The sequence below is a fragment of the Halomonas sp. DP1Y21-3 genome (assembly GCF_019801245.1).
In the GTDB taxonomy this organism is placed as follows: domain Bacteria; phylum Pseudomonadota; class Gammaproteobacteria; order Pseudomonadales; family Halomonadaceae; genus Halomonas; species Halomonas litopenaei.
This window is the reverse complement of record NZ_JAHVJM010000001.1, coordinates 523,024-546,615: the sequence shown is the minus strand read 5'-3', so window position 1 is coordinate 546,615 and position 23,592 is coordinate 523,024. Positions and strand designations below refer to the sequence as shown.

Annotated in this window: 23 protein-coding genes and 1 tRNA gene; 16 read left to right on the top strand and 8 right to left on the bottom strand. The window is 64.8% G+C overall.

The features are described from left to right. Window positions 1-18: 18 nt before the first annotated feature. Window positions 19-936 carry a TIGR03571 family LLM class oxidoreductase gene (locus tag KUV74_RS02310; protein WP_222515559.1) on the bottom strand — a complete coding sequence of 306 codons (918 nt, stop codon included), beginning with the start codon at window positions 934-936 and terminating at the stop codon, window positions 19-21. 461 nt (window positions 937-1,397) lie between these two features. On the opposite strand from KUV74_RS02310, the gene KUV74_RS02305 reads away from it, so the two are divergent. Beyond that, on the top strand, window positions 1,398-1,775 hold the full coding sequence (locus KUV74_RS02305) for a YkvA family protein (RefSeq protein ID WP_045994728.1): 378 nt from the start codon (window positions 1,398-1,400) through the stop codon (window positions 1,773-1,775). Here the strand turns inward: KUV74_RS02305 and KUV74_RS02300 are convergent, their stop codons facing one another. From KUV74_RS02300 to KUV74_RS02290, 3 genes are all read right to left on the bottom strand, one after another. After that, window positions 1,776-2,786 (bottom strand): zinc-dependent alcohol dehydrogenase family protein, encoded by a 1,011-nt coding sequence (locus KUV74_RS02300; RefSeq protein ID WP_261395027.1) that lies wholly within the window; start codon window positions 2,784-2,786, stop codon window positions 1,776-1,778. 152 nt (window positions 2,787-2,938) lie between these two features. Continuing rightward, complete coding sequence (locus KUV74_RS02295) at window positions 2,939-3,850, bottom strand: LysR family transcriptional regulator (protein ID WP_222515558.1); 912 nt, start codon at window positions 3,848-3,850, stop codon at window positions 2,939-2,941. 331 nt (window positions 3,851-4,181) lie between these two features. After that, a complete protein-coding gene (locus KUV74_RS02290) occupies window positions 4,182-5,036 on the bottom strand; it encodes a DUF4437 domain-containing protein (RefSeq protein ID WP_222515557.1) in 855 nt (284 codons plus the stop codon). 199 nt (window positions 5,037-5,235) lie between these two features. Here KUV74_RS02290 and KUV74_RS02285 point away from each other — a divergent pair, with 199 nt between their 5' ends. The 3 genes from KUV74_RS02285 to KUV74_RS02275 all read left to right on the top strand — a co-directional run bounded on the left by KUV74_RS02285 (window position 5,236) and on the right by KUV74_RS02275 (window position 8,053). Then, complete coding sequence (locus KUV74_RS02285) at window positions 5,236-6,165, top strand: LysR family transcriptional regulator (protein WP_045994731.1); 930 nt, start codon at window positions 5,236-5,238, stop codon at window positions 6,163-6,165. A gap of 244 nt (window positions 6,166-6,409) precedes the next feature. Further along, the gene (locus KUV74_RS02280) at window positions 6,410-7,219 is read left to right on the top strand and encodes an enoyl-CoA hydratase/isomerase family protein (RefSeq protein ID WP_108131430.1); all 810 of its coding nucleotides are present in this window, start codon (window positions 6,410-6,412) and stop codon (window positions 7,217-7,219) included. Window positions 7,220-7,630: 411 nt separating this feature from the next. Next, entirely contained in the window at window positions 7,631-8,053 is a 423-nt protein-coding gene (locus tag KUV74_RS02275; protein ID WP_108131431.1) for a DUF3617 domain-containing protein, read from the top strand. A gap of 232 nt (window positions 8,054-8,285) precedes the next feature. On the opposite strand, the gene KUV74_RS02270 is transcribed toward KUV74_RS02275, so the two are convergent. After that, window positions 8,286-8,362: transfer RNA gene (locus KUV74_RS02270), tRNA-Arg, on the bottom strand. A gap of 169 nt (window positions 8,363-8,531) precedes the next feature. Between KUV74_RS02270 and KUV74_RS02265 the strand changes: the two genes are divergently transcribed. Further along, complete coding sequence (locus KUV74_RS02265) at window positions 8,532-9,482, top strand: methyltransferase domain-containing protein (RefSeq protein ID WP_222515556.1); 951 nt, start codon at window positions 8,532-8,534, stop codon at window positions 9,480-9,482. Further along, entirely contained in the window at window positions 9,479-10,471 is a 993-nt protein-coding gene (locus tag KUV74_RS02260) for a methyltransferase (protein ID WP_222515555.1), read from the top strand. Before KUV74_RS02265 ends, KUV74_RS02260 begins: the two co-directional genes overlap by 4 nt. On the opposite strand, the gene greB is transcribed toward KUV74_RS02260, so the two are convergent. Beyond that, entirely contained in the window at window positions 10,468-11,013 is a 546-nt protein-coding gene (gene greB, locus KUV74_RS02255; protein ID WP_222515554.1) for a transcription elongation factor GreB, read from the bottom strand. The two genes, KUV74_RS02260 and greB, sit on opposite strands and share 4 nt — an antisense overlap. A gap of 318 nt (window positions 11,014-11,331) precedes the next feature. On the opposite strand from greB, the gene KUV74_RS02250 reads away from it, so the two are divergent. The 7 genes from KUV74_RS02250 (at window position 11,332) to KUV74_RS02220 (ending at window position 17,187) form a co-directional block, all read left to right on the top strand. After that, window positions 11,332-12,030 (top strand): hypothetical protein, encoded by a 699-nt coding sequence (locus KUV74_RS02250; protein ID WP_261395026.1) that lies wholly within the window; start codon window positions 11,332-11,334, stop codon window positions 12,028-12,030. A gap of 157 nt (window positions 12,031-12,187) precedes the next feature. Then, window positions 12,188-12,814 (top strand): NUDIX domain-containing protein, encoded by a 627-nt coding sequence (locus KUV74_RS02245; RefSeq protein WP_108131435.1) that lies wholly within the window; start codon window positions 12,188-12,190, stop codon window positions 12,812-12,814. 1 nt (window position 12,815) lies between these two features. Next, the gene (locus tag KUV74_RS02240) at window positions 12,816-13,265 is read left to right on the top strand and encodes a DUF1249 domain-containing protein (protein ID WP_045994525.1); all 450 of its coding nucleotides are present in this window, start codon (window positions 12,816-12,818) and stop codon (window positions 13,263-13,265) included. A 35-nt stretch (window positions 13,266-13,300) separates the two neighbouring features. Beyond that, window positions 13,301-14,038 (top strand): metallophosphoesterase, encoded by a 738-nt coding sequence (locus tag KUV74_RS02235; RefSeq protein WP_222515553.1) that lies wholly within the window; start codon window positions 13,301-13,303, stop codon window positions 14,036-14,038. A 112-nt stretch (window positions 14,039-14,150) separates the two neighbouring features. After that, window positions 14,151-15,107 (top strand): sulfate adenylyltransferase subunit CysD, encoded by a 957-nt coding sequence (gene cysD, locus KUV74_RS02230; RefSeq protein ID WP_045994523.1) that lies wholly within the window; start codon window positions 14,151-14,153, stop codon window positions 15,105-15,107. A 126-nt stretch (window positions 15,108-15,233) separates the two neighbouring features. Next, on the top strand, window positions 15,234-16,661 hold the full coding sequence (gene cysN / locus KUV74_RS02225; protein ID WP_045994522.1) for a sulfate adenylyltransferase subunit CysN: 1,428 nt from the start codon (window positions 15,234-15,236) through the stop codon (window positions 16,659-16,661). Window positions 16,662-16,941: 280 nt separating this feature from the next. Continuing rightward, window positions 16,942-17,187, top strand: coding sequence for a Rho-binding antiterminator (locus KUV74_RS02220; protein WP_108131637.1), 246 nt, complete (start codon window positions 16,942-16,944; stop codon window positions 17,185-17,187). 142 nt (window positions 17,188-17,329) lie between these two features. Here KUV74_RS02220 and cmoB read toward each other — a convergent pair whose 3' ends face one another. Then, window positions 17,330-18,334: a tRNA 5-methoxyuridine(34)/uridine 5-oxyacetic acid(34) synthase CmoB gene (gene cmoB, locus KUV74_RS02215; protein WP_222515552.1), complete on the bottom strand. Its 1,005-nt coding sequence runs from the start codon at window positions 18,332-18,334 to the stop codon at window positions 17,330-17,332. Then, window positions 18,331-19,068 (bottom strand): carboxy-S-adenosyl-L-methionine synthase CmoA, encoded by a 738-nt coding sequence (gene cmoA, locus KUV74_RS02210; RefSeq protein ID WP_108131439.1) that lies wholly within the window; start codon window positions 19,066-19,068, stop codon window positions 18,331-18,333. The genes cmoB and cmoA overlap by 4 nt, the downstream gene beginning before the upstream one ends. 127 nt (window positions 19,069-19,195) lie before the next feature. Between cmoA and pgi the strand changes: the two genes are divergently transcribed. The 3 genes from pgi to parE all read left to right on the top strand — a co-directional run bounded on the left by pgi (window position 19,196) and on the right by parE (window position 23,535). Beyond that, on the top strand, window positions 19,196-20,863 hold the full coding sequence (gene pgi / locus KUV74_RS02205; protein WP_045994518.1) for a glucose-6-phosphate isomerase: 1,668 nt from the start codon (window positions 19,196-19,198) through the stop codon (window positions 20,861-20,863). Between the two features lie 97 nt (window positions 20,864-20,960). After that, window positions 20,961-21,599, top strand: coding sequence for a YqiA/YcfP family alpha/beta fold hydrolase (locus tag KUV74_RS02200; RefSeq protein WP_108131440.1), 639 nt, complete (start codon window positions 20,961-20,963; stop codon window positions 21,597-21,599). 55 nt (window positions 21,600-21,654) lie between these two features. Next, complete coding sequence (parE, locus tag KUV74_RS02195; protein ID WP_045994516.1) at window positions 21,655-23,535, top strand: DNA topoisomerase IV subunit B; 1,881 nt, start codon at window positions 21,655-21,657, stop codon at window positions 23,533-23,535. Window positions 23,536-23,592: the final 57 nt, after the last annotated feature.

The window sequence follows — 23,592 nt, the reverse complement described above, 5'->3', positions numbered from 1 at the left end:
CGTCGCTGCGCGGTGAGCCTAGCCAGCATCGAAGGCCGGCAATACCTCCTCGGCCAGGCGATGCAGGGTCTCTTCCACCGGCGCCTGGTTGCGGCGCAGGTTCAGGCCGATGTGATTGACGCCGGCGGCCTGCATGGCCTCGAGCTCGGCGATCAATCCCTGGCTGCCGACCCTCAGCCCGAAGCGGTGGCGGCGAGGCGGTTCGTCCGCGCGCTCGGCCAGGTCCAGGTGCAGGAAGCTGATGTAGGGCTTGTCGCCGGCCACCTCGCGCCACAGGCCGACCCGACGGCGGTGGTCCTCCGGCGTGCCGGGGTAGGCCAGCCAGGCATCCATGTGCTGACCGACCCAGTCCGGGCGCTGCTGGGCCAGACCGGCCACCAGCAGGGGCGGTGGCGTCGCCATCGGCAGCAGCGCCTGGCCCGCGTCCAGGCGCGCATCCTGATCGCCCCTCAGCACCGCGACGGCGTCGCGAAAGGCCTCGCCGCGCTGCTCGAAAGGTATGCCGAACAGCGGATACTCCACCGGACGGTCACCGCTGGCGACACCCAGCAGCAGCCGGTCACCGCTGAGCTGTTGCACGCTCGCGGCGGCCTTTCTGACCAGCCAGGGCATGCGCAGCGGCAGCACCGCAGCGGCGGTGCCCAACAGTGCATGCTGCGTGGACGCCGCCAGATAGCCCAGGTAGGTGAACATCTCGAACACCTGACCGGCGTCGCCAAAATGCGGGTCGTAGAGCGGTACATCGCGCAGCCACAGCGCACGAAAGCCGAGGCGATCGGCCAGCTGGACAGGGTTAAGGTGTTCGCTCAGATCGGGGACGCCGAAGGCGCGACCATCGCGCAGGCGGGCGGCTTCACCGGCGGGGCTCCAGTCATTGTCCAGCGCCAGCTCCAGACCCAGGGTCAAGGGGCCACTGGTCAGTCGTTGCAAGCTCATCTTGGCTCCTGCCTCGAGGGGAGGCGTATCAATTCGATAGAACGCTAGGCGCTGTCCGAAAAGTCGACGAGCGAAGGTTAGACAAGGCAAAAATCGGTGAGAAAGCGCAGTTTACGGGGTGTAAATGAGCATTTTGATCCGATTTTTAACGCCGTATTACCGAGCGCAGGCACTTTTCAGACAAGCCCTAATCGTTGTAATGGAGTGTGGCGCCGTCAGGGGCGGGGAAAAAGAGGCTCGCGGCGGAATCACTTTTTCGTTTGCGGCAACAATCGACACGAAACATCCGATGATGCTGGCGCAGGCACGGGGCAGGGCGACACCATTGAACTGACACGGTGAGTCCTGCTTCACTAGGACAGCGGTATCGGCGATAAAGGTATCGTCGATAATGGTATCGCCGACTGGGGCCGGCTCAGGGAAGGGCAGCGGGCGATGCCACAGCGCAACGGGAGGAAACAATGAAAGACGAGACAACCCAGCAGGTCATCCTGGCCGGAGAGCCGATCGAAGAGCACCAGGGCCACTATTCCGACGAGCGCTTCTGGGCCAAGGTCGGGCGCTACGCCAAGGCCGCCGGCGAGGTCACCCTGTCCCGGGCGCTGACGCTCTACTACGCCGCCCGGGACAAGGACACCCCCGTGTGGGCCAAGACCACCATCTACGGTGCGCTCGGCTACTTCATCTCACCGCTGGATGCCCTGCCGGATCTGACCCCGCTGGTCGGCTACACCGACGACATGGGCATGCTGGCGGTGGCACTGATGACCGTGGCGGCCTACGTCAAGGATGAGCACAAGGACAGGGCCAGCGCTACCTTGAAACGCTGGTTTTCCTGATCAGCCCTCGACCTCCACGACCACCTTGCCGACGGCCTTGCCCGAGGTGAGGTGGGCGTAGGCCTTGCCGACGTCGGCCAGGGCGAAGCGATTGTCGTCCACCAGCGGCGTCAGTGCCCCCGAATCGATGATCTCGGCAAGCGTCGACAGGATGGTGCCGTGCACTTCCCGACCGACGTTGTGGATCATCGGAATCAGCATGAAGATCACGTGCAGCGAGGCGCCCTTGAAGTGCGCCGGCGTCATGTCCAGTTCGGCCAGCGACATGGTCGTCGCCACCTGGCCGTTGAGCTTGACCGCATTGAAGGAGTTGATCAGGTTGGGGCCGCCGACGCTGTCGAAGATGACGTCGAAGCCGGCACCATCGGTGTGCTGGTTGACGTAGTCATCGACGCTCTGGGTCTTGAAGTCGATGGCGGTGGCACCGAAGCCTTCGATCAGTTCGCGCTGATGCTCTCCCGAACCGGTGGCGTAGACCTCACACCCCAGATGGCGGGCAAGCTGCACCGCCACATGGCCGACGCCACCGGCACCGCCATGCACCAGTACTTTATCGCCGGTCCCTGCGCCTGCGCGGGTCAGGCCTTCGTAGGCGGTGATGGCGACCAGTGGCAGGGCCGCGGCGTCACGCATCGACAGGGAACGCGGTTTGTGCGCAATCAGTCGGGCGTCGGCGAGCATGTACTCGGCCAGACTGCCCTGTAGGTCGGTGAGCCCGCCGGCGCAGCCGTAGACCTCATCACCCGGGGCGAAGCCGGTGACGCCTTCGCCGACTTCCTCGATGGTGCCGGCAAAGTCCATGCCGAGCACGGCGGGCAGATCCGGTGCGATCGGCAGCTCCTCCTGGCCCAGCTGACGGATCATGGTGTCGATGGTGTTGACGCTGGTGGCGGCGATACGCACCACCACCTGACCGGCGCTGACCTGGGGGCGAGACAGGGTGGCGGATTCGAACGGCGCGTCCTCGCCGTAGCGGTTGAGGACCATGGCGGACATCGATGAGGTGGACATTGTCGGTCTCCTGTAGAGGGTGTGAATCGATGCCTACAGGATTGCCGATGCCGCCTTGGAAAAAAACGCCATGACCCGGGAATCAGTTTCTGGAAATCGCTGACAGTGCGCGCCGGCTACGGCTTAGTACGGCTTAGTACGGCGTAGTGCTGTCAGTGCCTGTCCCAGATCGGTGGTGTGCCGATCTTCTCCAGCAGGAAGTCGATGAACACCCGGACCTTGGCGGTCAGCACGTTGGCTTTCGGGTAAACCAGCCAGATGGCGGAATGATCGTCGACCTCGTGGTCGGGCAGAACCCTGACCAGCGTTCCCTGTTCCAGGTCCTTGTGGATGCTCCACAGCGCATGCATGGTGATGCCGGTGCCCGCCACCGCGGCCACCCTCATGCTGGCGCCATCGTCGCAAGTCACGCGGGGCTTGGCCCCGGCCGGGGGAAAGGTGTGAGGGGTGCGCATCCCGTTCTTCGATAACGCCCGCGGCGTGCCACCCTGAAAGGCCACCAGCCGATGGCTTTGCAGGTCCTGCGGCGTCCTGGGCACGCCGTGGCGCTTCAGGTAGTTGGGGGAGGCACACAGTACGCGCTTGTCGTCGGCCAGCTTGCGTGCCTTGAGGTTGCTGTCCTCGATCGGATAGTTGCGCAAGGCCAGGTCAAACCCACCCTCGATCAGGTTGGTCTGGGTATCCGACAGGCGCAACTCCAGGCTGACGCTGGGATAGCGTTCGAGAAATTCCGGCAGAATCGGCGCGACATAGAGCTGAGCGAAGGTGCTGGAGGCGGCAAATCGCAGGCGCCCGGTCGCCTCTTCGCTGTCCTTGCCGAGGGCGGCGAGCCCTGCGTCCTCCTGGGCCAGCATCTCCTTGGCGAAGGGAAGAAAGGCTGCCCCTTCCTGGGACAACGATACCTTGCGGGTAGAGCGATGCAGCAGGTCGGCGCCGACCTGATGTTCCAGCTTGGATAGTCGAGCGCTGGCGACCGCCGGCGCGATGCCGAGCTGGCGTCCCGCCGCGCTGATATTCAGCGTCTCGGCCGCCAGTACAAACAGGCGTAGTCCATCTGTGTCCATTCACTAGGCTCCCGGTGACGTTGATGGCCCCGGCACCAGCTTAAGGCAAGCGCCACGCCGCAGATAGCGCGGTTAGCTGCTGAGCCGAGGCAGGGCATGAAAGGGCCGCGTCGCGGTGGCGCTCCGGCGATGCCTTACCCATGCCTTACCCATGCCTCGGCGATGCCTTACCCTGCCTCGGCGATGCCTTCACCATGCGCAGCGCCCCCCCGGCCGGGCCGGGCGGCAGCACCGAGCCGCCCCGGAGGGCAGAGGCGCGGTATCGAGCCTGCACGAATTTTTCCAGGAGGCCGGGAGGCCGGGGGCACGGCGAACGCGAGGCGTCAGCAGGTCAGCGCGAGGCGAAGTCGAAGCTGCCATCCGTGCGCAAGTAGAACAGGCATTCGGCGTCCGAGGTGCAGGTCAAGAGCGGAGCCGAGTCGTCATTCGCGCTGAAATAGCTGCCAGAGGGAAGCGGTGACGAGCCCTGAATATCGGCCCCGCTCAGTTCGGCGTCGCCCTGGATGACAACCGCGCGCAAGGTGTCGCCGTCCCCGCTGATGGTCCCCGAGGCTCCTGCCGGGATCTTCAGCAGGGAGCCGTTGGCTTCTCCGGGCGCGGTGCTTCCCCAGAGAAAGGCCACTTCGGCGCCCTTTTCCTGCGACTGGCCGGGTACCTCGAGCCAGTTGATGGCATCGGCATGCAGCCAGACCATATTGCCGGCTTCCAGGTTGACGGGTTTCTCGCCATTGTCGAAGGCCTGGTCCGAGGGCTGGACCAGGTAGGGGCCCTTCAGAATTTCCAGAAAGATGGTGGCGCCTTCTTCGGCGATGGCGGAGGTAATGTGGTCCTCGCCAGCCGGCTGTGTCCAGAACGACCCCGGACCCATCCACATAGTGGCGGCATCCGGGTCATCATTGTGCACGGCACCCTCGATGACGACCGCACGGTAGGTGATGTTGTGAATATGTGGGGGCGAGGCAAAGCCTTCCTTGAACTCGATGATGGCGCCACTGGGCACATCTTTGGTGATGTCGCCCCACAGCACGCTGGCCTGGGGACTGGCGTCGCCTCTGGCAGGGTTAAGTGGCTGTGGCGTCACCTCCGAGCGCAGCACCACCTCGGTGGCGGCGGTGGCCGGGCCGGCGATCGAGAGCGTTGCCATCGCAACGCCGGTGGCAAGCAAGGGGAAAGCAGACAAGCGCATGGGATCACTCCTGAGAAGACGCTGGTTGGACGGCGGGGCCGGAGCTTCGGAATGCAAGGGTCGGCAACCGAAGCCTCGTTCAAGGCACCGCAGGGAGGAGCATGGTTACCGGCCCAGCAGTGAGGCGATGAACGGTATCGGCTGGGGTTGGGGGGATAAACCGCCTATATTCGAAAAATAAATCCGGAGAATCCGAATAATGCTCGTCCACAACATGCGCCTCTTTCTGACCATCGTGGAAAAGGGCAGCCTGGTGGCGGCGGCCAGAGAGACGGGGCTTTCCAGTACCACCGTGTCCGAGCGCCTGGCGTCGCTGGAGCAGTACTTCGGCGTGGTGCTGATCAATCGCACGACCCGCTCCATCAGCCTCACCGAAGAAGGCCGTACCCTGGTCGAGGGCGCCAAGCAGGTGCTGGCAGAGCTTGAGGAGCTGGAATCCCGCATTCGTCATGGCGCCCAGACCCTGTCCGGGCCGATTCGCATCAGCGTGCCCATCGACTTGGGCCGCGGGGTGGTGTCCCAGGTGATGGCGAACTTTGCCCGCGAAAACCCGGATGTATCGCTCGAACTGTCGCTGTCGGACGGTTTCACCGATATCGTCGGTCAGGGCTTTGATCTGGCGCTTCGGTTCGGGCAAGTGCTGGACAGCAGCCTGCGCATTCGCCAGCTGGGATCGTTTCGCCGGATCGTCTGTGCCGCCCCTACCTACCTGGAGCGCCATGGCGTTCCTGGCATCCCCACGGAACTCGCACAGCACAACTGCCTGGTGATGCGTTTTGGTGCGGCGCTGGACAACGTCTGGAGCTTTGGGCCTGAGGACGCACCGCAGCAGGTGACGGTAAAGGGCAATCGGATCGCCAACGACGGCTCACTGGTGCGCCAGTGGGCGGTGGAAGGTCATGGCATCTGCCTCAAGTCCGAGCTAGACGTCCAGGAAGACCTTGAACAGGGACGGCTGGTGCCACTGCTCGAGGACGTGGCAGCGCCCCCCAAGCCCTTGCAGCTGATGTTTCCTCCCGCTCGCGACCAACCCCGGCGGGTGAAGGCGTTCGCCGAAGCGCTCTGCCAGGAGCTATCTGTGAGAGAGCAGGCCGTCACGGCCTACAGGGCTGGCAGAGAGAACCGGTAGAGAGAACCGGTAAAGAGAGCTGGTAGAGAGCTAGCAGAGGGAACTCTGGTACAGAGAGCTGGCACTGCCGGGCGTCTTGTCGGGGGAGAGAATGTGAGGGAAGTGCCTGAAAGGGCAAAAATTGGTCCCCATTATACGGATTTTGCGAATTCTGAAACCGGAAAGCGGCCATTCTGAAGCCATCTCGACTGGGCTAAGTTGGTCCGAGTGTCATCGAGCTGAATGGTAGCCACGGGAGGCCGGCGTGCAAGGCGCAGAATGGCTCGACCATCCGCAGTGCCAGGCCGGCGACGGATTCACGAATCTGTCCGAGGGGATTGTCATGCAGTACAGAAATTTCACCACCTTTAACGTATCGGTACGCCGAGGTGCCGCCTGGGTGACCTTCCTGGATGCCCCGCTGGACCCGAGTGGTGCCATCTTTCTCGACGAGATGAGCAAGCTGCTGGATCATCTCGAGCGCGATGCCAGAATCGATGCCATCGTCTTTCAGTCTCGGTTCCCTGAAGTGTTCTCGCGCCTGGCGGGATACAAGACATTGAAGGGTGCCTCATCCCCCCAGGTCGGCGATGACGACAGCAGAAAACGTGAGTTCAAGCGTCTTCTTGCGCGAATCGAAGACCTCCCGCAGACCACCATCGCCAAGGTGGAAGGCATGGCCCGGTATGGAGGCCACGAGCTCGTCATGGCGTGTGACGTACGCATTGCCGCAAGAGGCCTTGCGAGATTCGTGCCGATGGAGGTGGGCTTGACGGGGCTGCTGGCCCGTGGCGAGTCTTACGGGCACGAGAATCGTGTGGGTCCGGTCGGTGGACTGAGTTCCTTGCTGGGTAGCCGAGACTACGGAGCCGATCAGGCGGAATATCTTGGCACCATTCACCGTGCCCTGGACCCGGAAGATGTCGCCGCCTATGTCGATGATCTGGTGAGACGCCTGACGGGCCAGACCGGCGTGACAGATGAACGCAGAGACATCGACCCTGCGTCGACACCCCTGCACGATAGCCCAAGGGAAGATGCGCAGACGGATTACACAGGCTTCGCCCTGGCCTAGGGCTTGTCTGAAAAGTGCCTGCGCTCGGTAATACGGCGTTAAAAATCGGATCAAAATGCTCATTTACACCCCGTAAACTGCGCTTTCTCACCGATTTTTGCCTTGTCTAACCTTCGCTCATCGACTTTTCGGACAGCGCCTAGTCGAGAGAAATGACGCGCGACCTGACGCACAGTGCAGCGCGCGACATGACAGACGGTATGACAAGCCCGGTGTGAACCTCCCGGGCCGGCAGGACCATGGCTTCCCGCGTGCGAGCGTGCCGACATCGACAGCACGATCCTTGATGTAACGTTCTGTTGTTTAATTGCTTTCTTTTGGATGTTTTTCCGTTTTGCCGGTCATTGGTGAGATAGGCTGGGGGCGCCGATACCTCGGCGACTTTTCACCAAAAAAAGACGGGAAGGATCCATGTCACGACACCTCTTGCTTGCCTCTCTGCTGATCGCGGTATCCACCAGCGCCATGGCCAGCGACCTCAAGCCTGGACAATGGGAAATTATCCAAAGCATGTCGGGCGACCAGATGCCTGAGCAGATGACTCAGGAGACGACCGAGACGCAGTGCATGACCGCGGAAGAATCCAGTGACATGATCGCCACGTTGCGCGAGGACTGGACATCGTCTGGTTGCGAAGACATCAAGATCAGACGCGATGGCGATACCATCGATGCCCAGGCAACCTGTCCCGCCGGCGCTCGCACGACCACCTTCGATGCCAGTATCACGATGCACAGTGACGAGCACTTCAATAGCATGATCGAGATGGACAACGGCCAGCAGGTCACCATCGAGCAGGAAGGTCACTGGGTCGGCGAGAACTGCGAAAGCTAAGCCTCAGGCGAAACCAGGCCCTGCCCCGCATCGTGTAGACGAAAGCCCGCCACTCTGGTGGGCTTTTTTGGCATCAGGGGGCGATCCAGAGATGCTGTTTTCTACCAACATCAAGCCGCTGGCCATCTTGTGATGCGCGTGATGGCCGAGTGTGGGGCGGCCAAGCCACCCAGCAGCCAACAAGTCCCAAGGGGAGCAGAAACGAGAAGTAATGAAGAAAGCAGAGCAGACATGGCGCCCTCTGCAGGATTCGAACCTGCGACCTGCCGCTTAGGAGGCGGCTGCTCTATCCTGCTGAGCTAAGAGGGCGTTGGGGCGGCATTATAAGCGGCTGACTCGCCAAGATAAACCCGCAGTTGGCAGGGAAGGTGGCTGGGACGGTGGCTAGGCAGGTGATGAGGGCGGGTGTCAGCGCTGGCCTGGCTCGGTAGAATGCGCGCCACGGCTCTTTGTTATCCACACCTGTCTGGCGTTTTCGATGTCTCAACACCCCACGAGTGGCGCTGCTGTCACTCCCGCTGCTGGTTCTGTCGCTGCTTCTGATGCTGCCGCTTCTGTTGCTGGTCATGCGTCTGGCGGTACGCCGCTGTCTGTCCATGGTGATCGTCACTTCGATGGACTGGCAGACAAGTTCTCGGCGTCGCTCTACGGGCACCTGCGCGGCGAGCTGCGCCTGTCGTTGCTGGACCGTCTGCTGCCGGAGATGCTCGATCTCGAAGGCCAGCCGGTGCTGGACGTGGGCGCGGGGCTCGGTCAGCAGGCCCAGTGGTTTCTCGAGCGCGGGCATGCGGTGACGCTGGCCGAGCCCGCCGGCGAAATGCTCGACCGGGCCCGGGAGGCGATCGACGCCCAGGGTGTCGAGGCGTCCCGGGTCCGCTATCTGACGTCGCCGCTGCAGGACCTGGCGGGCGAGGCCCCTGGGCCCTGGCCGCTGGTGGTGTGCCACGCGGTGCTTGAGTGGCTGGGCGACCCCAGGGCGGCCATCGATCGCCTGGCCGCGCTGATGCCGCCGGGGGCTCAACTGTCTCTGATGGTGTTCAACCGCGACGCCCTGCGGCTGTCCAACGTTGTAAAGGGCAACCTAGACAAGGCGCTGGAGGATCGGCTCGAGGGCAAGGGACAGCGCCAGCGGCTGACACCGATCTCGCCGCTGACCCATGACCAGGTGATGGCCTGGACCGAAGAAGCCGGGCTTCGTTGCGAGGGCGTGGCGGGGATCAGGGTGTTCCACGACTACCTGCGCCGCCCACCCCAGGACGACAAGGAACTCGACAAGCTGGTGGCGCTGGAGCACGCCTACTGCCGCCTGGACCCCCACTGGCGGCTGGGCCGCTATCTTCTCTATACCTTCCGCCGTCCGGCCGACCCCGAGGGGCGTCCATCGCCGCGCGACGGCGGCGCTGCCACCCGTGAGGAGACCACGCCATGAGTGCCGAAACCCCGGTGTGCCAACTGCTCGAGCTTCAGGACGCCGACTATCGCGGCTGGTGGTGGGTGGCGCCGCCTCGGGATAGCTGGCTCGAGCAGGGCGAAGGGACCCTGATCAGCGCCGATGTGTCGGTGCGTGCTGCCTGGCAGGCCCAGGGGCGCCCGGCGCTGTCGCCGTTCTCGCCCGAGGCGTCGCCGCCGCCCGGTGTGGTGCTGTTCTGGCCCAAGTCCCACGCCCTGGGGGAGTGGTGGCTGTTGTGGCTGTGTCAGGTATTGCCCGAGGGCACGCCGATGCAGCTGGTGGGCGAGCACCAGGGTGGCATCAAGCGGGTACTCAAGGTGCTGGCGGCCCTGGGCATGGGCTGTCGCAAGCTCGACAGCGCCCGGCGCTGCTCGCTGTTCGCGACCCGCTCGGCGCCCCAGCCCCTCGACCCTGAAGCGGTGTGGACGCGCTTCGAGGCCGCCGGCCTGACGCTGGCAAGCCACCCGGGCGTCTTCGGACACGGAAAGTTCGACGAGGGCACGGGGCTACTGATCGAGCAGCTAGAGACCGCCTTGCCCCGGAGCCAGGTGCTCGACATGGGCTGCGGTGACGGCATCCTGGCGGCCTGGATGGCACAGCAGGGGCATGATGTCACCGCGGTGGACGTCAGCGCCTTTGCGGTGGAAGCGACCCGGCGCTCGCTAGCGGCCAATGGGCTCAACGGCGAGGCGCTGGAAAGCGACGTCTACTCGGCGCTGGCGGGTCGTCGCTTCGACGCCATCGTCTCGAATCCGCCGTTTCATCAGGAGCGCTCCATCGACTACGGTCCGGCGGCCCGTCTGATTCAGGAGGCGCCCCAGCACCTGACGCCAGGCGGGCAATTGATCCTGGTGGCCAACGCCTTCCTGCCCTACGCAGATCCCCTGGAGAAGGCCTTCGGCGGCTTCGAGATTCTGGCCGACAATGGCCGCTTTCGGGTCTACCGTGCCCGCCTCGCCAGGGGCTAGGTGTTCTGACCCGGCGTACGATAGTGGATATCGGTGATCAGCCAGGTGGTCTCCCCGCCGGGGGCGGCCACCGTCACTTCGTCGTCCAGCGACTTGCCCAGCAGCGCCTTGGCCAGCGGCGCGTCGACGCTGATCCAGCGCTTGCTGGTGTCGGTCTCGTCGTGGCCGACAATGCGCACTGACATCTCTTCGCCGTCTTCCTCCTCCAGGGTGACGAAGGCGCCGAAGAACACCCGATCGGTGTCGGCCGGCAGGCGGTCCACCACCTGCAACTCATCCAGGCGTTTGGTCAGGTAGCGAATGCGACCGATGACCCGGTTGAGTTCCTTCTTGTTGTAGGTGTAGTCGGCGTTCTCGCTGCGGTCGCCAAGGGCCGCCGCCTCGCCCACCTTGGCCGATAGCTGCGGTCGCTTGACCCGGCTCAGGTGGTCGAGAATACCCCTCAGGCGCTCGGCACCTTCCAGGGTGATCAGGTTGCTCTTGGGTTCCTGACGGGGATCCTTCGCCGGGTCACGCCAGCGAGTCATGTTGCGGCCTTTCATGGCGATCCTCGGTGCGTCGTTGAATCAGACAAGGTCCACGAGGGTGCCGCGACTTGGGTCAGGTCGCAAGCGCTTTGGGTGGTGGGGGAAAGGTCAGGGGGGCGATGCAGTGAGCGGTCGACGAAGAATGCGACTGGCGAATAAATCAAACGTTCGTTACATTTCGGGGAGGGCGCCAGAACGCGTGTTGCTTTCCGTATCGGGTTACAACGCCTGGGTCAGTACTCGGGATCGCTCAGCCTGACTGCGCACTACGGCCGCCCACCATGACCACCCAGCATCAGGGTGCATCACAATAACAGTATCCGGAGCCGCCAAATGTCACGAACCCTGTTTTCCGCCTCGCCTGATGTTCCATCTACCGCGTTGCGTCGACGCCCGCGTCGGCTCTTAGCCACGACGGCGCTGACGCTTGTCACCCTGTCCGCCTGCCTTGCCAGCGGCGTGGCGCTGGCCTGGCAGGGTGAGCTCGACCAGCTCAAGAACCGCTGGGAAAGCGTCACCACCTCGAGCGCCTTGTCGGCCCAGGAAGCCCCCTTGACGGCGCTGGCCGCCGAGGCCCACGAGCTGAGCTCGGCCAATCCCAACGTCAGCGAGCTGCTGGTATGGGAGGGCATCATCGAGGCGTCCCTGGCCAAGGCCAAGGGCGGGCTCGGCGCGCTGGACAACGCCAAGGCCGCGCGGCGGGCGCTGGAGCGGGCCATCGCACTGGACGCCAATGGCCTCGATGGCTCGGCCTACGTGACCCTGGGGGCGCTGTATGACCGGGCTCCGGGCTGGCCGGTGGCCTTCGGTGATGACGACAAGGCCGAGGAAATGTTCAAGCGCGCGCTGACGATTCGCCCCGGCGGTATCGACGTCAACTACTACTATGCCGCCTACCTGGCCGACGAGGGCCGCGACGCCGAGGCCCGCCAGCACGCCGAGAGGGCCATCGCCGGCGCGGTTCGCGCCGGACGCGAAGCCTCGGACCAGGCGCTCAAGGCCGAGGCGCGCGCCCTGCTCAACGAGCTCTGATCAGGCGCTCAACGAGCTATGATCAGGCGCTAAACGAGCTCTGACCCGCGCCAATTTCCCTGTCGTTTCCCGCCTTGACAGGAGGCCCCACCTGGACTCGCCTTGTGGGGCCCCTGACCGATCCGGATAATGGGCCGATCTGTCTGCGGAGGTCCCCATGCCGGAAACGAGCAACATCGATGCCCCCTTTACCGCCCAGGACGTCGAACTGGTGTCACGCGATTGCCTTCACCAGGGCTTCTTTCGTCTGGACAAGCTGACCTTCCGCCATCGCAAGTTCGAGGGTGGCTGGAGCGAGGCGGTGGTGCGCGAGGTGCATAGCCGGCACGACGCCGTGGGCGTCATGCTCTATGACCCCGAACGCGACAGCGTGGTGCTGGTGGAGCAGATCCGTGCCGGGGCAATGGAAGACGCCCACACCCCGTGGAAGCTCGAATGCGTGGCCGGACTGGTCGACAAGGACGAGTCTGCCGAGGAAGTGGCCCGTCGCGAGGCCCTCGAGGAGGCCGGTTGCGAGGTCGGGGACCTCATCTTGCTGCATAGCTACTATCCTAGTCCGGGTGCCTGCGACGAACGTGTGACGCTTTTCTGCGGTCTCGTCGATACCAGCGGACTGGGTGGGGTGCATGGCCTGGACGAAGAGCACGAGGATATCCGCGTCCATGTGTTGCCATTTCATCGTGCCTGGGAACTTCTCAATCAAGGGAGACTCGATAACGCCATGTGCCTGATCGGCTTTTACTGGCTGGCCGCCGAACGGGCGTCGTTGAGAGCAAGGAGGTAGCGTGACCCAACGCAGCGCCTACGTCACCGATCTGCGCACCCTGCAGAGCGAGTGCACGGCCAACTACATCCGCCTGACGCGCCTGCTGGGCGAGCTGGAAGAGGGCGAAAGTCGCGAGGTCGAACTGCTCAACGGCGAGCGTCGACTCGGTGCCCTGCGCCTGCATGTCGAAGAGCTGGCGCCCTATACCAGCATCATTCGCGTCAGCCAGGAGGGTATCCTCGACGGCGTCATCGACAGCCCGCGCATGCGCGTGCATCTGTATCACGACGTGCGCATGGCCGAGGTCACCGACTTTCAGCGCCGGCGCCACTTCGATGGCCGCTACCGCTATCCCAACGCGCATATGCACCAGCCCGACGAGAAGCTGCAGATCAATCGCTTCCTGGGCGAATGGCTCGATCACGGGCTGGCCCACGGCCACTCGCTGGATCTGCCGCAGTTGCCCTGAGCCGGTTCGCCGTTGCCGCCCGTCGAGAGATCTCCATGCGCCTGATCCAGATTAGCGATTGCCACCTGTACGCCGACCCGATGGCGCGCTCGCGCCGAGGCCTGCCCGCCCATCAGCTGGAGGCGGTGGTCAAGGCGGTGGACGCCGACCGCCCGGACCTGGTGCTGGTCACCGGTGACATCAGTCAGGATGAGTCCGAGGCCGCCTACCGGCTCGCCACCGAGCGATTGAGCGAGCTCGACTGTCCCTGGTTCTGGATTCCCGGCAATCACGACGACGTGGCGTTGATGGGCGCCGAGCGGGACATCCTGCCCGAGGTCGAGGCCGGCCACTGGCGGCTTCTGCAGCTCGACACCCAGCTTGTCGGTGAGGCCACCGGGCAGCTCGGAGAAGAGGCCCTGGCCGCGCTCGGCGCGCGTCTGGCCGAGGACGACCGGCCGACCCTGATCGCCATGCACCATCCGCCGCTGGCGGTGGGCAGCGCCTGGATCGACGCCCTGGGCCTGGTAGATGCCGACGGCTTCTGGGAGGTGCTGGACGGCTATCCTCAGGTGAAGATGGTGCTGTGCGGTCACGTGCATCAGGCCTTCCACGGCGTGATGTCTCTGGCCCATGGACGGGTCGACGTCTACGCCTGTCCCTCCACCTCTGACCAGTTCCTGCCCGGCAGCGAGGACTTCGCCGTGGACGAGGCGTCGCGCCCCGGCTACCGGGTGGTGGAGTTGAAACGAGAGGGAGAGTGGCAGACCTGGGTGGAGCGCGTCGATATCTAGGAGTCTTACGCTTGGTTCTAAAAAGATAGTTATTAATTCTTTTACGTTATTACTCGCCCCGCAGTATCCTCGCTGACATCTCCACTTTTCCCGTCATGCGAGGTGTCCGGCCATGACCAGCCTTTCCGCACCAGCCCGTGAGCGCGCCGCCCAGGCGTCGCTCACGCCGAAGCGACTGACCCACCTCAAGCAGCTCGAGGCGGAGTCCATCCATATCATCCGTGAAGTGGCCGCCGAGTTCTCGAACCCGGTGATGCTCTACTCCATCGGCAAGGACTCCTCGGTGATGCTTCACCTGGCGCGCAAGGCCTTCCATCCTGGCCCGCCGCCGTTCCCGCTGATGCACGTGGATACCACCTGGAAGTTCCGCGAGATGATCGCCTTCCGCGACCGCATGGCCAAGGAAGCGGGCATGGAGCTGATCGTCCACACCAACGAGGAAGGTCGTGCCGCCGGCATCAACCCCTTCGACCACGGCTCCAGCGGCTATACCGACGTGATGAAGACCCAGGCCCTCAAGCAGGCGCTGGACCAGTACGGCTTCGACGCCGCCTTCGGTGGCGCCCGCCGCGACGAGGAGGCCAGCCGTGCCAAGGAGCGGGTGTTCTCCTTCCGCGACCGCCACCACCGCTGGGACCCCAAGAACCAGCGTCCGGAACTGTGGAATCTGTACAACGCCCGCATCAACAAGGGCGAGTCGATCCGTGCCTTCCCGCTGTCCAACTGGACCGAGCTGGATATCTGGCAGTACATCTACCTCGAGAACATCGACATCGTGCCGCTTTACTTCTCCGCCCCGCGCCCGGTGGTGGAACGCGACGGCATGCAGATCATGGTCGATGACGAGCGCCTGCCCCTGGCCGAGGGCGAAGAGCCCGAGCAGAAGTGGGTGCGCTTCCGCACCCTGGGCTGCTATCCGCTGACCGGTGCGGTGGAGTCTAAGGCTCAGACCCTGCCGGAGATCATCCAGGAGATGCTGCTGACCCGTACCAGCGAGCGCTCCGGCCGTGCCATCGATCATGACCAGGCCGGTTCCATGGAGAAGAAGAAGCGCGAAGGCTACTTCTGACGCCGGCACCGACCGCACGCAGCCACGCGCCTTGCTCCAGCCGACAGGGATCGGGAGCGAGGACGCAGATGACAGATCAAGGGCCCGGCGTCCAGCACGACGTCGGGTCACCATCAGGGGTACAGCATGTCTCACCAGTCCAGTCTGATTGCTGACAACATCGAGCAGTATCTGCACGAGCACGAAAACAAGGACCTGTTGCGGTTCATCACCTGCGGCAGCGTCGATGACGGCAAGTCGACCCTGATCGGTCGCCTGCTGCACGATTCCAAGATGATCTTCGACGACCAGCTGGCGGCCATCACTCAGGCCTCCAAGACCAAGGGCACCACCGGCGAAGAGGTGGATCTGGCGCTGCTGGTCGACGGTCTGCAGTCGGAGCGCGAGCAGGGCATCACCATCGATGTGGCCTATCGCTTCTTCTCCACCGACAAGCGCAAGTTCATCATCGCCGACACCCCGGGGCACGAGCAGTACACCCGCAACATGGCCACCGGTGCCTCCACCGCCGGCCTCGCGGTGATCCTGATCGACGCCCGTTATGGCGTGCAGACCCAGACCCGTCGTCACAGCTTCATCGCCGACCTGCTGGGCATCCAGCATCTGGTCATCGCGGTCAACAAGATGGACCTGGTCGACTACTCCCAGGCGCGCTTCGACGAGATCGTCGCCGACTACCGCGCCTTCGCCGAGCAGCTCGACGCCAGCGACATCCACTTCGTGCCGCTGTCGGCGCTCAAGGGTGACAACGTGGTCGATCGCGGCGAGCGCCTCGACTGGTACCAGGGCCCGGCGCTGCTGGAGCTTCTGGAGACCGTGGAGGTCAGCCGCGACCAGAACCTGAGCGATCTGCGCTTTCCGGTGCAGTACGTCAATCGCCCCAATCTCGACTTCCGCGGCTACGCCGGCACCCTGGAGGCGGGCATCCTGCGCCCCGGCCAGGCGGTAAAGGCGCTGCCGTCCAACAAGCTCAGCCGGGTCGAGCGTATCGTCACCTTCGAAGGCGATCTTGACGACGCCTACCCGGGCCAGGCCATCACCGTGACCTTGGAAGACGAGATCGATATCTCGCGTGGCGACTGGCTGGTGGCGGCGGACGCGGACATCACCCTGTCCAATGCCTTCGACGCCGACATCGTGTGGATGCACGACGACGCCCTCGAGCCTGGGCGTCAGTACGATATCCGCATGGCTGGGCGTGCGGTGGCAGGCCACGTCGACGCCATCCACTATCAGGTCGACGTCAACAGTCTGGAGCGTCATGGTGCCGAGCGACTCGAGCTCAACGCCATCGCCCGCTGCCGGGTGGCGCTGACCGCCGAGGTGCCCATCGATGACTACGCGCGGGTGCCTGGCACCGGCAGCTTTATCGTCATCGACCGGCTGACCAACGTCACCGTGGGCGCCGGCATGATTCGTGGTGCGGCCAGTGTCGAAGGCGGCGCTGCCGAGCAGGTCGACTGGGCCGGCTTCGAGCTGGAACTTAACGCCCTGGTGCGCAAGTACTTCCCCCACTGGGAGGCCAAGGACGTGCGCGAGCTGCTCAAGCGCTGACGTCCGCGACCGGCTTCACCATCGTTGGTTCGCTGCAACAGCGGCCCCTGCGCTACGGCGCAGGGGCCGCTGTCAGATGAGCACTGAAAGAGCACAGTAATAGCGGCGTCTCAGTGGCCTGGTTGAATCAGAATACTAGTGCTTTTCGATGGGTTTAACTCCAACTGCGCAGCCAGATGGTGGCGGGCTGGTGCCTGGGCTAGACCAAAGGCAGGATGCGTCGCGTGTGACGTCATGACGACGTCTTCCATTCCCCCACGGAAGCAGGGAGGGCACGAACATGGTGGCCTGCCATCTCTATGACAATATCGAAATCGCCTGCCTGTACCATTTTCCGGTCAAGCTGTCGCTGCGAGACGGTGACGAGAAGCACGGCGAGGCACTGGATACCGCCTTCAACGAGGATCGCGAGGAGTGTCTGTCGCTGAAGACAGAGCGCGGCGAGCGCATGGTAGTGCTCGACGACATTACCCGCATGGAAGTGCTGGTCGACAACCCCCATTTCATGGTGCTGGACTTCGTCTGACGCGGGTCCGCCACTGACATAGCCCCTGACACCGCCCCTGACATAGCCCCTGACACAGCCCCTGACACAGCCCCTGACGACGACGCCCCGCTGACCGGATCAGCGGGGCGTCGCGTCTTATGGGGGCAGGGGGGGGGCGGGATCAGGCTGGGCGCGTCGCGATCACTACGGCCCGACGCGGGGCCGGGTGTCCCTCGCGGGTCAGGTGGGGGCGCTCAGGGTCCAGGAAGTCACCCAGCGACTGAAAGGTCATCCAGTCGGTGGAGCGCTGCTCCTCCAGGCTGGTGGGGGCTTCATCCACCACCCGAACGTCGCAAAAGCCGACCTTCTCGAGCCAGCCCACCAGGGCGCGCGACGATGGCAGGAAGTAGACATTGGGCATCGCCGCGTAGCGATCGCCCGGCACCAGCACTCGGGTCTCGTCGCCTTCCACCACCAGCGTCTCGAGCACCAGTTCGCCGCCCCGACGCAGGGCGTCGCGTAGCTGGATCAGGTGGTCGAGGGGGGAAGGGCGGTGGTAGAGCACGCCCATGGAGAACACGCTGTCGAAGAAGCCCAGGCCCTGGGGCACATCGTCGATGCCCACCGGCAGGAAGTGGGTACGCCCGCCGTCGGCATCGCCGACGAAGTGCTTGACCGCCTGGAACTGCCAGTAGAAGCGCGGTGAGGGATCGATCACCAGCACGAAGTCGGCACCGGCGCCGGCCATGCGCCAGGCGTGATAGCCGTTGCCGCCACCCACGTCGAGCACCCGTCGACCGCGCAGCGGCGACAGGTGCGGCGCCAGCCGTTGCCACTTCCAGTCCGAACGCCACTCGGTATCGATCGCGATGCCTGCCAGCCGGTACGGGCCCTTGCGCCACGGCATCAGCGCGCGCAGCAGGTTCTCGCTCTGTCGTCGACGACTGTCGTCGAGCTCCAGCTCGACCGTGACCTCGTCGCGATCGAGCTGGACCTGGCGCTTGTCAGGCAGCGTCGGCAGCTTGGCCACCGCCTTCTCCCAGGCCGGCAGGTCACCGTGACGCTGGCGGTCGAGGCCACGGGCAAACTGCTCGGGCAGGCGGGCAAGCCAGTCGCCCATGCCGGCGTGGCGGAAAGATTGCTCGAGAAAGGCGCGGTACACATCGCGCTGATGCTCGGGAATCATTTGAAGGCCACCATGGAGGCGAAATTCAGATACTGAAACCAGGTCAGCGAGCGCGCAAAGCCTACCCGCGCAAGGCGCTGGTGGTGCTGCTCCAGGGTGTCGGGCACCAGCACGTTCTCCAGCGCGTTGCGCTTCTGGCTGATCTCCAGGTCGCTGTAGCCATTGGCGCGCTTGAAGTCGTGATAGCGCTCCACCAGCCAGGCATTGTCCTGTTCGTCACCGGCCTTGATCTTCTCCGACAGGATCAACACACCGCCGGGCTCCAGCGCCTGGTAGAGCTTCTCGAGCACACCATCGCGGTCTTCCGGGGCCAGAAACTGCAGCGTGAAATTCAACACGATCATGCCGCTGGGACGGTAGTCGAGGTGGCGGATGTCGCCTTCGATCACCTCGATGGCGTGGTCGGGGCACTCGTGCTCGAGGGTCTGGCGGGCGCGCTCGACCATCGCCGGGGACAGGTCGACCCCGGTCAGGCTGAAGGCGTCCCTGGGTAGCTGGCCGGCCAACGCCAGGCCCACGGCGCCAAGCGAGCAGCCAAGGTCATAGACGTGGGCGCCGTGGCGCAGGTGGCGCTCGGCGATTACCCCCAGCATGCCGAGGATCTGGCCGTAGCCGGGGACCGATCGGCGAATCATGTCGGGGAAGCAGGCGACGACCCGCTCGTCGAACGAAAAGCGCGCCACCTTGTCCAGGGGTGTGGAAAAGATGGCGTCACGGTAAGATGCGTCACTCATGGATTGCCAGTGTTGTCGGGCTCGGGGGGAGTGATTGTACGCGCCCCGCGGTCAGGCTGCACGATGAGGCTTGCCGTCGCCGTTCGGCCCAGCTTTGCCCACCAGACAGGGCCCAAGGAGAGGAATCATGCCATCGATCGATCAAACGCCGGCCTGGCAGGCGTTGAAGCAGAAGGCACAGGAAGTCGGCAAGCGGCACCTGTGCGACATGTTTCGCGAGGATGCCGGGCGATTTGCCACCTTCAGCCACGAGGCTGCGGGGCTGAAACTCGACCTGTCCAAGCAGCGCTGGGACCAGCAGACCCTCGAGGATCTGCTGGCGCTGGCCGACGAGGCCGGCGTGCCCGACGCCATCCGTCGCCTGCTGGCCGGTGAGCGGGTCAACGTCAGTGAGGACCGCCCTGCGCTGCATACCGCGCTGCGTCTGCCGCAGGATGCGTCTCTGGTGGTCGAAGGCGAGGATCTGGTGCCGGCGGTGCACGCCACCCTGGACAAGATGGCGACCATGGTCGAGCGCTTCCATTCCGGCCAGTGGCGCGGCGCCACCGGCAAGCCGATCCGTGACGTGGTCAACCTGGGGGTCGGGGGCTCCGACCTGGGGCCGCTGATGGTGACCCACGCCCTGGCCGACTATCGCCCGGCGGATACCCATCCGGTCGAGGTCCACTTCGCCTCGACCATGGACGGCTCCCAGCTGGTCGACTACCTGATGCGCTTCGACCCCGAGACCACGTTGTTCGTGCTGTCGTCGAAGTCCTTCACCACCATCGATACCCTTTCAAACGCCAACACCGCGCGGGATTGGCTGCTGTCCCGGCTGGTCGAGGCGCGCCAGGAGGGCGTGGATCGCGAGCTGGTGCTGCGCCAGCACTTCATCGGTGTCTCGGCAAGCCCGGACAAGATGGCCGAGTGGGGCATCGCCTGCGACCACCAGCTCGAGTTCTGGGAGTGGGTCGGCGGGCGCTACTCGCTGTGGGGTGGCATCGGCCTGCCCATCGCCCTGGTCATCGGCATGGACGGCTTCCGCGACTTCCTGGCCGGCGCCCACGCCATGGACGTGCACTTCCAGAAGGCGCCGCTCGAGGACAATCTGCCGGTGCTGCTGGCGCTGGCCGGTATCTGGAACAACAACTTCCTGGATATCCGTGCCCACTCGATTCTGCCCTACGACGGACGCCTGGAATACTTCGCCGCCTACCTCGAACAGCTCGAGATGGAGTCCAACGGCAAGTCGGTGACCAACGACGGCGATATCGTCGACTACTCCACCTGTCCGGTGCTGTGGGGCCAGCTCGGGCCCAACGCCCAGCACGCCTTCTACCAGTTGCTGCACCAGGGCACCCAGGCGGTGGAGTGCGACTTTATCGCGCCGCTGGCCCGCTACGATGACGTCGAGGATCCGGCCACCCGCGAGCACCTGATGGGCCAGCACCGGCTGACGCTGGCCAACTGCTTCGCCCAGTCCCGTGTATTGATGCTCGGCGACGACGCCATCGCCGATGACGGTCCCAGGCCCGAGCACAAGCGCTATCGTGGCAACCAGCCCTCGACCACCCTGCTGCTGGAGCGGTTGACCCCGCAGACCCTGGGCGCGTTGATCGCCCTCTACGAGCACAAGGTGTTCGTCCAGGCCACCATCTGGGGCATCAATCCCTTCGACCAGTGGGGCGTTGAACTGGGCAAGAAGATCGCCAACGAGACCCGTGACATCATCGAGGGGCGCCAGGGCCTGGAGGCGATGGATGACTCCACCCGCGGGCTGATCGAGGCCACCTGGCAAGCCGCGCGGGACTGATGGCCGTTGGCATGAGTGATGGCGATAGCGTTAGCGACAGCGCCCCTGCGGGCGCAGGGGAGGGTTGAAAACTGGCCATTTATACAGGTTTTCCGTTATGCTGAGCCCATCAACAGCGTCGAGTGCTGCCGCAGCGAGCGGCGTGCTCTACCTGCATGGATTCAATAGTGCCGGCGCCTCGCCCAAGGCGCGGCTGATCAAGGCCGCCTGTGCGGAGCTGGGGCTTCCCTGCGAGACCCCGGACCTGTCCTCGCAGGCGGCCGACGCCCTGCGGCTCGCCGAATCGCTGTTACCCCGGCTGGGGCCCAGTCCGATGCTCATGGGCAGCTCCATGGGCGGCTTTCTGGCCACGGTGCTGGCAGAGCGCCATGAGCTGCCGGCGGTACTGGTCAATCCGGCGGTGCGACCGGCCAGGCTGGTCGACACCATGCTCGGCGAGAGCTTCGTCAACGCCTACACCGGTGAGCGCTTCGTGGTCGAGCAGGGCCACCGCGACCAGATCGCCGAGATGACGCCGGAGGTGGTGACACCCGGGCGCTATCTGCTGCTGCTGGTGACCGAGGACGAGACGCTGGACAGCGCCGACGCCTTCGCCGCCTACCGTGGGGCCAAGGCGATCCTGCATCCCGGCGGCGAGCACGGCTTCAATGCCCTGGCCGACTACCTGCCGGCGGTGTTCGCCCACGGTGGTCACGCCCTGGCGCCCGGGCGAGTGGCGCCGGTACCAGCCGAGTGAGCCGTTCAGTTGACGGCGCAAAGACGATCCCAGTCATCCTGATGATGGACCACGCATGACCCAATACAGTGCCAGTTCGATCGAGGTGCTTTCCGGGCTGGAGCCCGTTCGCAAGCGCCCCGGCATGTACACCGACACCTCCCGTCCGAATCACCTGGTCCAGGAGGTCATCGACAACAGCGTCGACGAGGCGCTCGCCGAACACGCCAACGAGATCCGCGTGGTACTGCGGGACGACGGCGGCATCGAGGTGACGGACAACGGTCGCGGCATGCCCATCGACGTTCACCCGGAGCACGGGGTGTCGGGGATCGAGCTGATCATGACTCGGCTGCACGCCGGCGGTAAGTTCTCCTCGTCGAGCTACCGCTTCTCCGGCGGCCTGCACGGGGTCGGGGTGTCGGTGGTCAACGCCCTGTCGCGACGCCTCGAGGTCGAGGTCCTGCGCGACGGCGAGCGCCACGCCATGGCCTTCGAGCATGGCGACAAGGTCGAGGACCTGCACGTCATCGGCACCGCGGCCAAGCGTGCCAAGGGCACCCTGGTGCGCTTCTGGCCGGATACCAGCTACTTCGACAGCCCCAACCTGGCGGTAGGGCGGCTCAAGCACCTGCTGCGGGCCAAGGCGGTACTCTGCCCCGGGCTCAAGGTGGAGCTGGTGGAAGCCGACGGCACCGCCACCACCTGGCAGTTCGCGGACGGTCTGCGCGACTATCTGGCCCAGACCACCGACGGCTACGAGGTGCTGCCGAGCTCGCCCTTCGTCGGTCACTTCGCCGACGACGAGCAGGGGGTGGACTGGGCGATTCAGTGGTTGCCCGAAGGTGGCGACTCGCTGATGGAAAGCTACGTTAACCTGATCCCCACCGCCCAGGGCGGTACCCACGTCAATGGCCTGCGTTCCGGCCTGCTCGAGGCACTCAAGGAATTCTGCGAGTACCGCAGCCTGCTGCCGCGCGGGGTCAAGCTGACCGCCGAGGACCTGTGGGAGCGGGTCGCCTACGTGCTGTCGGTAAAGATGCTCGATCCGCAGTTCGCCGGCCAGACCAAGGAGCGGCTGTCGTCACGCACCGTGGCGGGCTTCGTCTCCGGCGTCGTCAAGGATGCCTTCTCGCTGTGGCTCAACCACCACGTCGACCAGGCCGAGGCGCTGGCCGAGCTGGTGATCAGCGCCGCCCAGCGGCGCCAGAAGAGCTCGAAGAAGGTGGCGCGCAAGAAGGTCACCTCCGGCCCTGCGCTGCCCGGCAAGCTGGCCGACTGCAGTGGCCAGGACCCTGCCTTGAGCGAGCTGTTTCTGGTCGAGGGTGACAGCGCCGGGGGCAGCGCCAAGCAGGCGCGCAACCGCGAGACCCAGGCGATCCTGCCGCTGCGCGGCAAGATCCTCAACACCTGGGAGGTCGACTCCCACGATATCTACGGCTCCCAGGAGGTCCACGACATCGCCGTGGCCATCGGCGCCGATCCGGCCAGTGCCGACCTGTCCAAGCTGCGCTATCACAAGATCTGCATCCTCGCCGATGCGGACTCCGACGGGCTGCACATCGCCACCCTCCTGTGCGCGCTGTTCGTGCGCCACTTCCCGTCGCTGGTCGACGCCGGCCACGTCTTCGTCGCCATGCCGCCGCTCTACCGCATCGACCTTGGCAAGGAGGTCTACTACGCCCTGGACGAGAGCGAGAAGGCGGCCATTCTGCGCAAGCTGGAAGGCAAGCGCGGCACCCCCAACGTGCAGCGCTTCAAGGGCCTTGGCGAGATGAGCCCGCTGCAGCTGCGCGAGACCACCATGGCGGTGGAGACCCGGCGGCTGGTACAGCTGACCCGGGAGGAGGGCGACGGCACCATGGAGATGATGGACATGCTGCTGGCCAAGAAGCGCGCCTCGGACCGCAAGAGCTGGCTCGAGGACTACGGCAACCTGGCGGATATCGAAGTGTGACGGGCCGCCATCGCGGTGACTTGCACGCAGTGACGCTCCCGGATTTCACGTCGTCGG

Bases quoted from the DNA above. Each gene is read 5' to 3' on its own strand.
- KUV74_RS02310 (WP_222515559.1), bottom strand. From the start codon at position 936: ATGAGCTTGCAACGACTGACCAGTGGCCCCTTGACCCTGGGTCTGGAG.
- KUV74_RS02305 (WP_045994728.1), top strand. From the start codon at position 1,398: ATGAAAGACGAGACAACCCAGCAGGTCATCCTGGCCGGAGAGCCGATC.
- KUV74_RS02300 (WP_261395027.1), bottom strand. From the start codon at position 2,786: ATGTCCACCTCATCGATGTCCGCCATGGTCCTCAACCGCTACGGCGAG.
- KUV74_RS02295 (WP_222515558.1), bottom strand. From the start codon at position 3,850: ATGGACACAGATGGACTACGCCTGTTTGTACTGGCGGCCGAGACGCTG.
- KUV74_RS02290 (WP_222515557.1), bottom strand. From the start codon at position 5,036: ATGCGCTTGTCTGCTTTCCCCTTGCTTGCCACCGGCGTTGCGATGGCA.
- KUV74_RS02285 (WP_045994731.1), top strand. From the start codon at position 5,236: ATGCTCGTCCACAACATGCGCCTCTTTCTGACCATCGTGGAAAAGGGC.
- KUV74_RS02275 (WP_108131431.1), top strand. From the start codon at position 7,631: ATGTCACGACACCTCTTGCTTGCCTCTCTGCTGATCGCGGTATCCACC.
- KUV74_RS02265 (WP_222515556.1), top strand. From the start codon at position 8,532: ATGTCTCAACACCCCACGAGTGGCGCTGCTGTCACTCCCGCTGCTGGT.
- KUV74_RS02260 (WP_222515555.1), top strand. From the start codon at position 9,479: ATGAGTGCCGAAACCCCGGTGTGCCAACTGCTCGAGCTTCAGGACGCC.
- greB (WP_222515554.1), bottom strand. From the start codon at position 11,013: ATGAAAGGCCGCAACATGACTCGCTGGCGTGACCCGGCGAAGGATCCC.
- KUV74_RS02250 (WP_261395026.1), top strand. From the start codon at position 11,332: ATGTCACGAACCCTGTTTTCCGCCTCGCCTGATGTTCCATCTACCGCG.
- KUV74_RS02245 (WP_108131435.1), top strand. From the start codon at position 12,188: ATGCCGGAAACGAGCAACATCGATGCCCCCTTTACCGCCCAGGACGTC.
- KUV74_RS02235 (WP_222515553.1), top strand. From the start codon at position 13,301: ATGCGCCTGATCCAGATTAGCGATTGCCACCTGTACGCCGACCCGATG.
- cysD (WP_045994523.1), top strand. From the start codon at position 14,151: ATGACCAGCCTTTCCGCACCAGCCCGTGAGCGCGCCGCCCAGGCGTCG.
- cysN (WP_045994522.1), top strand. From the start codon at position 15,234: ATGTCTCACCAGTCCAGTCTGATTGCTGACAACATCGAGCAGTATCTG.
- KUV74_RS02220 (WP_108131637.1), top strand. From the start codon at position 16,942: ATGGTGGCCTGCCATCTCTATGACAATATCGAAATCGCCTGCCTGTAC.
- cmoB (WP_222515552.1), bottom strand. From the start codon at position 18,334: ATGATTCCCGAGCATCAGCGCGATGTGTACCGCGCCTTTCTCGAGCAA.
- cmoA (WP_108131439.1), bottom strand. From the start codon at position 19,068: ATGAGTGACGCATCTTACCGTGACGCCATCTTTTCCACACCCCTGGAC.
- pgi (WP_045994518.1), top strand. From the start codon at position 19,196: ATGCCATCGATCGATCAAACGCCGGCCTGGCAGGCGTTGAAGCAGAAG.
- KUV74_RS02200 (WP_108131440.1), top strand. From the start codon at position 20,961: ATGCTGAGCCCATCAACAGCGTCGAGTGCTGCCGCAGCGAGCGGCGTG.
- parE (WP_045994516.1), top strand. From the start codon at position 21,655: ATGACCCAATACAGTGCCAGTTCGATCGAGGTGCTTTCCGGGCTGGAG.